Source organism: Mesorhizobium sp. M7A.F.Ca.CA.002.05.1.1 (assembly GCF_003998335.1).
In the GTDB taxonomy this organism is placed as follows: Bacteria; Pseudomonadota; Alphaproteobacteria; order Rhizobiales; family Rhizobiaceae; genus Mesorhizobium.
In genome coordinates this window covers 1-8,342 of record NZ_RZQI01000180.1, presented here as the reverse complement: position 1 = coordinate 8,342, position 8,342 = coordinate 1, and the positions used below count along the sequence as shown (strand labels likewise).

The 8,342-nt window shown below is 62.9% G+C and carries 9 protein-coding genes and 1 pseudogene; 2 read left to right on the top strand and 8 right to left on the bottom strand.

Going from position 1 to position 8,342, the window contains the following annotated elements:
- Window positions 1-486 (bottom strand): annotated as a pseudogene (locus EN939_RS11965) (hypothetical protein); the annotation flags it as partial.
- 287 nt (window positions 487-773) lie between these two features.
- Window positions 774-1,382, bottom strand: a complete 609-nt coding sequence (locus EN939_RS11960; protein ID WP_127268181.1) for a TetR/AcrR family transcriptional regulator — start codon at window positions 1,380-1,382, stop codon at window positions 774-776.
- A gap of 121 nt (window positions 1,383-1,503) precedes the next feature.
- On the opposite strand from EN939_RS11960, the gene EN939_RS11955 reads away from it, so the two are divergent.
- Entirely contained in the window at window positions 1,504-2,727 is a 1,224-nt protein-coding gene (locus EN939_RS11955) for an MFS transporter (RefSeq protein WP_127268180.1), read from the top strand.
- Between the two features lie 38 nt (window positions 2,728-2,765).
- On the opposite strand, the gene EN939_RS11950 is transcribed toward EN939_RS11955, so the two are convergent.
- The 3 genes from EN939_RS11950 to aroC form a co-directional block, all read right to left on the bottom strand.
- Window positions 2,766-3,308, bottom strand: coding sequence for a GNAT family N-acetyltransferase (locus tag EN939_RS11950; protein WP_127268179.1), 543 nt, complete (start codon window positions 3,306-3,308; stop codon window positions 2,766-2,768).
- A gap of 33 nt (window positions 3,309-3,341) precedes the next feature.
- Complete coding sequence (gene ribB / locus EN939_RS11945) at window positions 3,342-4,442, bottom strand: 3,4-dihydroxy-2-butanone-4-phosphate synthase (RefSeq protein ID WP_127268178.1); 1,101 nt, start codon at window positions 4,440-4,442, stop codon at window positions 3,342-3,344.
- Window positions 4,443-4,552: 110 nt separating this feature from the next.
- Window positions 4,553-5,653 carry a chorismate synthase gene (aroC, locus tag EN939_RS11940; RefSeq protein ID WP_127268177.1) on the bottom strand — a complete coding sequence of 367 codons (1,101 nt, stop codon included), beginning with the start codon at window positions 5,651-5,653 and terminating at the stop codon, window positions 4,553-4,555.
- Window positions 5,654-5,831: 178 nt separating this feature from the next.
- Between aroC and EN939_RS11935 the strand changes: the two genes are divergently transcribed.
- Complete coding sequence (locus EN939_RS11935) at window positions 5,832-6,092, top strand: DUF1344 domain-containing protein (protein ID WP_027035965.1); 261 nt, start codon at window positions 5,832-5,834, stop codon at window positions 6,090-6,092.
- 167 nt (window positions 6,093-6,259) lie between these two features.
- Here EN939_RS11935 and EN939_RS11930 read toward each other — a convergent pair whose 3' ends face one another.
- From EN939_RS11930 to EN939_RS11920, 3 genes are all read right to left on the bottom strand, one after another.
- Complete coding sequence (locus EN939_RS11930; protein ID WP_127268176.1) at window positions 6,260-6,847, bottom strand: histidine phosphatase family protein; 588 nt, start codon at window positions 6,845-6,847, stop codon at window positions 6,260-6,262.
- A gap of 46 nt (window positions 6,848-6,893) precedes the next feature.
- Window positions 6,894-7,712, bottom strand: coding sequence for an enoyl-ACP reductase FabI (gene fabI, locus EN939_RS11925; protein ID WP_127268175.1), 819 nt, complete (start codon window positions 7,710-7,712; stop codon window positions 6,894-6,896).
- Between the two features lie 106 nt (window positions 7,713-7,818).
- Window positions 7,819-8,342 (bottom strand): DnaJ C-terminal domain-containing protein (locus EN939_RS11920; RefSeq protein WP_272483088.1); only part of this gene is annotated, 524 nt, incomplete at its 5' end.

Here is an 8,342-nt window from a genome sequence, read left to right as displayed (position 1 = left end):
CCAGGCCGCTCAGGCCCGGTATCGGCAGGAAGGCGGCGATGCCGCCGAGCAGGCCGGTGATGGCGCGGATGGCGCCCTTGACGAGTTGGTCGACGACGAAAAGGATGTTGGCCTCGGCGAAACGCTGGGTCACGATATCCCTGGCATAGGCGATCTGGTCCTGACGCCGGGAATGTCGCGGCCGTCGATCAGATGAACCATGACGGCGATGTGGCCGGCCTTGACGACATAGAGGATGTATTCGCGGATCCAATACACAGCGATCGAGACGAGGCCAAACCCGACCACGCCGCCCCACAGGGCAAAGGACATGGGCCCGTCGGGATCAGTGGAGATATGGCCGACGCCATAGCCGACCGAGGCGCCGGTGCCCGTCGCCATAATGTAGGCCAGCGTGATGCCGAAATAGACGATCATGCGAAAGACGATGAACGGCCAGGTCCGCATCATGATGGACACCGACCGGCCGATCTCAAAATCCCACATGTGCCCCGAATCTCCGCCTCAGAGATGGTGGAAGAGGATGGACTCAACCCGGCGATTGTCAATTGCCGGCCCTGACGCCAAAGGGCAACGAATTCGGGCTAACGGGTTTCTTCGGAGCCTTCGCCGGCGCGTAGGCTGACGGAGCATCAAACGAAAAACCCGCCTGTGCGGCGGGTCACTGGCGCAAATCAGCACCATGGACGAATATGTACCTTAGCTGAGGTCACCGAGTCAAGAAAAAATTCCTATCGGGAACAGCTGCCGGCACGAAAGCTCCGGTGGGAACTTCAATTCGACTGCGGGTCCGGCTTCTTGAGCAGGCCTTCGAGCAGTTGCTTGAACGCCGTCACCACCTTCTTCGACGTCGCTTCGGGGTCGCTCGAATTGGCGATCCGTTGCGCTGCCTGGCTGCTCGCTCCGTTGATCAGTCGCGAGGCCGTCTCGGGGTCGAGGCTGGAGACAACGACCCCCTCCTCCTGCAGCGCGGTCAGATGGTCGGTCATTGAAGCGATGCACGCACTGCAATTCGGCCATTGCGCTGGATCCCCCAGCACGGCCGGGCCATCCCGGAACATGATGCGCTGGATTTCCGGCTCCAGCGCCATCTCGATATAGGTCGAGCACTCGTCGACGAAATGCTGCCAACGGGTCGGCGCTCTCGACGCGACCTCATTGATGCGCGCCGCCATCTCGCCGTCAATCTGGGCTATGACCGCCTGCAGCAGCCCCTTTTTGTCGCCGAAATGATGATAGAGCGCGCCGCGCGTCAGCCCGGCCGAAGCGGTGAAATCATCCATCGAGGCTTCCGCATAGCCTGTTGTGCCGAAGGCATGACGGGCCGCCGCGATCAGCTTGGCGCGCGTCTCGGCGATCATCTCCTTGCGGGGTCTGTGCATGGCTTCTGGCCCTATTCACATACGCAACGTATGCCAATTGACATACGCGACGTATGGTCTATTTAATGATCATACGCTCCGTATGTAATTGTCCAATCGTCCTTTGTCGAGGAACCAACCGATGCAAAATCCCTACGCGGAAATCTTTCGTGCCCCGGGAGCCAAGGGCTTTGCGGCCGCCGGCTTCATGGCGCGCCTGCCGATCGCCATGGCGCCCATCGGCATCGTGGCGATGCTGTCGCAGACGCGTGGCGAATACTGGCTGGCCGGAGCCGTCTCGGCGACATACGCGCTGGCCAACGCCTTCGTCGCGCCGCAGATATCGAGACTGGTGGACCGCCTGGGCCAGACACGAATCGTGGTGCCCACCACCATCATCGCGGTGCTGGCTTTCGCGGTCCTGATAGCGGCGGCCAACCAGGACTGGCCGGTTTGGACTCTGTTCGTATCGGCACTGCTGGCCGCCGCCATGCCAAGCATACCGGCGATGGTGCGCGCGCGCTGGACGGAGATTTTCCGGGGGCGGCCGCAGATGAACACCGCATTCGCCTTCGAGTCCGTGGCCGATGAACTGGTCTATATCGCCGGGGCATCGCTATCGGTCGGCCTGAGTGCCGCCCTGTTCCCGGAAGCCGGCGTTCTGGTGAGCACATTATTTCTCGCATTCGGATCAGCGGCCTTCATCCTGCAACGCTCGACCGAGCCCCGGGTGCGGCCGGTCGACCATAACTCAAGCGGCTCGGCGATCCGCCTGCGGCCGGTTCAGATCATCACCCTCGCCCTGATCTTCATCGGCGCAACCTTCGCGACGACGGAAGTGACCACCGTGGCGATCACCAAGGAGCTTGGCCAACCGGGCGCCGCCAGCCTCGTCATCGGCGTTTATGCGCTGGGATCGTTCGTGCTCGGCATCATCGTCGGCGCGCTCAGCCTGAAGGCGCCGCTGAAACGCCAGCTGGCCATCGCAGTCGCCCTCGTCGCGCTCGGCACGCTGTTGCCGCTCACCGCCGACACCGTGCCACTGCTGGCGCTGACCGTGTTCATCAGCGGTGTGGCGATCTCGCCGACCTTCATCACCGCGTTCGGCCTGATCGAGCGGCATGTGCCGGAAGCGATGCTGACCGAAGGCATCACCTGGGTCATGACCGGCATCGGCATCGGCATGGCGCTGGGCTCGTTCGCGGCCGGCGCGATGGTGGATGCGTTCGGCGCCAAGAGCGGGTTCTGGGTGTCGGTGGCTTCAGGCACGATCGCACTGGCCACGGTGCTGCTCGGCCAACGCAGCCTTGCCACGACTGAGTGCGAGATGGACGGATGCGAAGCAGCCGCGATTGCCGCGGAATAGTTCCGGCGCGTCCGGGCTTTAGGACCGGGCGCGCCGCTCTAGGCGGCCGGGCCTGAAATATTGGCTTTTCCCGGGTGCGCCAATGCCAAAAGTATCGTTGGCGCCCCGCGCAGCATCACCTCTTTTTCGAAGGCGAAGCCACATTTCTCCAGCACCCGTCGCGAGGCCGGATTGGCGGGGCGGACGAGGCCGACAACCCGATCGGCACGCAAGGGGCCGAACGCGGTGCGCAGTGCTTCCATCACCAATTCCGTGGCATAGCCATGTCCCCAGGCCGCCGGATGAAGATGATGGGACAGGTTCAGACCGTCGAAATCCGCCGATACCGTGACGCCGCCGAAGCCGATCAACTTTCCATCCGCCTCGACTGCCCAGCGGCCAAAGCCGTGCTTGTCCCAATGACCGATGTCGCGCCTCAGCCGCGCGGCGCTCTGCTGGGCTCTATCCGGAACAGGGTCGGGTCGATGCGCAACAAGCTCCCCGCGCGAAAAGAGATCGATCAGGAAATCCAGATCAGCCTCTGCCGGGCGGCGCAGCAAAAGCCGCTCGCTGCGCTGGCTGGAAGGCAGGGGCGCATTCATCCGTCTTCTCCGGCAACCGGATCGGCGGGAGGCTCAGAGGATCTCGGTCTTGGCGATGTGGATGCCAAAACCTTCGAGGCCGACATAGTGGCGTTCGCGCGAGGCGATCAGGTTGATCGAGGAGATGCCGAGATCCTTGAGGATCTGCGCGCCGAGCCCGATCTCGCGCCACTCGTTTTCGCGGCGGCGGGCCTCTTCGTGATCCTCGCGGTCGCCGCTTGCCGGTCGTTTGCGCTCCTGATGCGCAACGCCGACGGAGCCTTCTCTGAGATAGACGATGACGCCGCGCCTGCGCTCGCCCATTGCCTTCATAATGGCGTCGAGCCGGTGGCTGGTGCCGAACACATCGGTCACCACATCCTCCGAATGCAGGCGCACCGGGACCTCCTCGCCGTCACGAATGTCGCCGAAGACGATGGCGACGTGGTGCATGGAGTCCCACGGCAGCGTGTAGGTGAAGACCTGTGCCTTGCCGCCGAGCGTGTCGATTTCCGAGCAAGCGACGCGTTCGACCAGAGTTTCCTTACGTTGCCGGTAGGCGATGAGGTCGGCAACCGAAACCTGCTTCAGCCCATGCTCCTCGGCGAAAGCCTGCACCTGCGGGCCGCGCTTGACGGTGCCGTCATCATTGACCAGCTCGGAAATGACGCCGACCGGCGGCAGGCCGGCGAGCTTGCACAGATCGACCGCTGCTTCGGTATGGCCGGAGCGCATCAGCACGCCGCCTTCGCGCGCGATCAGCGGGAAGATGTGGCCGGGGCGGACGAAATCCGAGCCACCGACATTGCCGTTGGCAAGATTTCGAACGGTCAAAGTGCGATCTTCGGCCGAGATGCCCGTCGTGGTGCCATGCTTGAAATCGACGCTGACGGTGAAAGCGGTGGTATGGGCGGAATCGTTGTCGGCGACCATCGGCGCAAGGTTCAGCCGCTTGGCTTCTTCGCGCGGCATCGGCGTGCAGACGATGCCGGAGGTGTGGCGCACGATGAACGCCATCTTTTCGGGCGTGCAGTGGACGGCGGCAACGATCAGGTCGCCTTCGTTCTCGCGCCCGTCATCATCCATGACGACGACGATCTCGCCGCGTTCGAAAGCACGCAGGGCTTCGACGATCTTCTTCTGGTCGTAAGGCATAAGTGCTCGCTTTGCTCGCAGGGAATAAGGGAGTAGGGCAGTACGGGAGTAGGGAAAAGCAAAAAGATTTGGCCGGCCGCGCTAAGAGCGCAACATATTCCCTTATTCCCCTATTCCCTTCCCGTCTGTCCCCGATGCCGCAGATAGTGGTCGGCGATCGCACAGGCAACCATTGCTTCGCCGATCGGCACGGCGCGGATGCCGACGCATGGGTCGTGGCGACCCTTGGTCATGATCTCGACGTCCCTGCCGTCCTTGTCGATCGACTTTCGCGGCGTCAGGATCGAGGAGGTCGGCTTGACGGCGAAACGAGCGACGATCGCCTGGCCGGTCGAGATGCCACCGAGGATGCCGCCCGCATTGTTGGACAGGAACACCGGCTTGCCGTCATTGCCGATGCGCATCTCGTCGGCATTCTGCTCGCCGGTGATACGGGCGGCCTCGAAGCCGTTGCCGATCTCGACGCCCTTGACCGCGTTGATCGACATCAGGCCGGAGGCGATGTCCTGATCGAGCTTGGCATAGATCGGCGCGCCGAGGCCTGGCGGAACGCCGTCGGCGACGATTTCGATCACCGCCCCGACCGAGGAGCCCGCCTTGCGGATGCCGTCGAGATACTGGGTGAAGACGGGTACGGAGGCCGGATCGGGGGTGAAGAACGGATTTTCGGCATCGCCGATGAAATTCCAGTTCCAGTTGGCGCGGTCTATGGATTTTTCGCCCATCGACACCAGCGCGCCGCGCACCACAACGCCCGGAACCACCTTGCGCGCCAAGGCACCGGCCGCCACCCTGGCTGCCGTCTCGCGGGCCGAGGAGCGGCCGCCGCCGCGATAATCGCGCACGCCGTATTTGACCTCATAGGTGTAGTCGGCATGGCCCGGCCGGTATTGGCGGGCGATCTCGCCATAATCCTTTGAACGTTGGTCGACATTCTCGATCAGCATCGACACCGGCGTGCCGGTGGTGATCATCGTCTCGCCGTCCTCGTCGAAGATGAAGCCGGACAGCACCTTCACTTCATCCGGTTCGCGACGCTGCGTGACGAAACGTGATTGCCCCGGCCGGCGCTTGTCGAGTTCGGCCTGGATGTCTGCTCGAGTGAAGCGGATGCCGGGCGGACAGCCGTCGACCACGCAACCGAGCGACGGGCCATGGCTTTCGCCCCAGGTGGTGACGCGGAAAAGGTGGCCGAACGTGTTGTGAGACATGAAATGACCCTGCCCGGCATCGGAGCCGGCTGAAGATTGCGTTCTATTGGCGTTTTTCACAGGGGTCAAACTGTGATCTGGCGGATTTAGTTTTGACACATTCGGTTGGTTTCTGCTCTGCTCCATCCGCCGTTGAACGCCCGCCGCCATGCCGGCGCAATGATAAAGAGGAACGATCATGCGTACCCTGATTGGCGCCATTGCCGCCACGCTGCTGCTTTCCACCGCCGCTTTCGCCGGCCAGACCGAAGGCCTGATCAAGAAGATCGACAAGGATACGGCGACGCTGACGCTGGATGACGGCAAGTCCTACAAGCTGAACGCCGAGACCGATCTCGACGCGCTGAAGCCGGGCATGGACATCGTCATCGCCTACGATGTGACCAATGGCGAAAACATCGTCACCGACATGGAACTGCCGGACAGCTCTGCCAACTAGAGCTTCCAACCTCAATTGAATGCTGTGTTTGCGGTTCAGCTTTCGCCGAGCCGCCTGCCAATGGCCTAAAGCGTGTCGCGTCTGAACGGATTCAGGCGACCCGCTTTAGGTCTTTGTTTTATGCATGTCGTTCTCCCAAAACCGGGGTCACTTTTGGGCGACATGCATTAAAGCCACTCCAGACTCTTGCCTTCGAGCTTGAGCAGGCGATCCTGCGGTATTTCCAGGTTCGCGGCCTCGTCCTCGGCCAGCCCCAGAACGAAGCGAAACAAGGTGCGCATGACGCCGCCATGGGTCACGCATATCGTCTGGCGTTCGATCGCGTCGAAGCATGGCCTCACCCGTTCGAGCAGCATCTGATAGCTCTCCGCACCTTCGCCGGGCGGCTGAAAGTTCCACTTGTCCAGAGCACGCGTCATGCTCGCTCCGGGATATCCTGTCTCGAGCTCGGGAAAGGTAAATCCCTGCCAATCGCCGAAATTGACTTCGACGAGGCGCGGATCGGTTCGATAGGCATCCGGATCGAGCTTCATCGCGGCGCGAATACGCTGCATCGTTTCGCGCGTCCGTTTCATCGGACTGGCGAGGAAATCGAATTCCCAGGGATTTGGGACCAACGCGGCTAGCCGAAGCCCGTTGCCGGTCGCCTGTTCGCGGCCAAGAGCGTTGAGATCGGTATCGGCCTGCCCCTGAAGTCGCATTTCGGCGTTCCACGCGGTCTGGCCGTGGCGCGCGATATAAACCAGCGGGTACATCAGGTCTTCCGGTGCGGGATCGGGACGGACGACGGTTGGCCGGGCGTTAGTCCTTGACCGTCGAAATATCAGGCGCGTCGACCGCCTTCATGCCGACGACGTGGTAGCCCGAATCGACGTGATGCACTTCACCGGTGACGCCGCGCGACAGGTCGGACAGGAAATAGACGCCGGAATCGCCGACTTCCTCCTGCGTGACCGTCTGCTTCAGCGGCGAATTGTACTCGTTCCACTTCAGGATGTAGCGGAAATCGCCGATGCCGGAGGCGGCCAACGTCTTGATCGGGCCGGCCGAGATGGCGTTGACGCGGATCTTCTTGGCGCCGAGGTCGACCGCCAGGTAGCGCACGCTGGCCTCGAGCGCCGCCTTGGCGACACCCATGACGTTGTAGTGCGGCATCACTTTTTCGGCGCCGTAGTAGGTCAGCGTCAGCAACGAGCCGCCATCGGTCATCAGCGCCTCGGCGCGCTTGGCTATGGTGGTGAAGGAATAGACCGAAATGTCCATGGTGCGCAGGAAATTGTCGCGCGTCGTCTCGACATAGCGGCCGGTCAGTTCATCCTTGTCGGAGAAGGCGATGGCGTGGACGAGGAAATCAAGCTTGCCCCAGTGCCTGGCGACATTGGCGAAAACCTCGTCCAGGCTCGCCGGATCGGTGACGTCGCAATGGCCGGCGACAAAGGCGCCCAGTTCCGCCGCCAGCGGCTCGACGCGCTTCTTGAACGCCTCGCCCTGATAGGTCAGCGCGATCTCGGCGCCATGGTCGACGCACGACTTGGCGATGCCATAGGCGATCGACCTATTGTTGGCGACGCCAAGAATGAGGCCGCGCTTGCCGGCCATTAGGCCCTGTCCACCCGCCATGTGAGCGCTCTCCGCAAGATTTCAGCTTTGTGGGTTGCCCTATCGCACAGGCACAGAGCCCCTTCAAGCGTCCAAACCGGACAGTTCGGGGGACAAAAGCCGCCGATCAGCCTTTTTGGCCGCGCAACAGCGCTTCGAGCGCGCTGTCGCCGCCTTCCGGCAGCATGATACGCACATGAGCGTAGAGATCGCCGTGGCCGCCGGCCTTTTCCGGCAGGCCTCTGCCCTTCAGCCGCAGGACCTTGTCGGAGCTCGACCAGGCCGGAATGTTGACCGCGAGCCTGCCGGTCGGCGTCTCGACCGGCACCTTGGCGCCGAGCCCCGCATCCGCCAGTACCACCGGTAGATCGGCGTGCAGGTCGCGGCCCTCGATGCGGTAGCGTGGATGTCGGCGCAGATGGATCTTGACCAGCGCGTCGCCTGGCTGGCCTGGCCCCTGCTCGCCTTGGCCCTTGAGGCGGATGGTCTGACCATCCTCGACATAGGCCGGCAGCTTGACCGCCACCTTGCGGCCGTCGGGGAACATCGCCGTCACCTTTTCGGCGGTCGCCGCTTCCTCGATGGTGATATCGAGCGTCACGTTCAGATCGGCTGCTGTCGCCTGCTGGCGGCGATCGCCCGTGCCGGGAC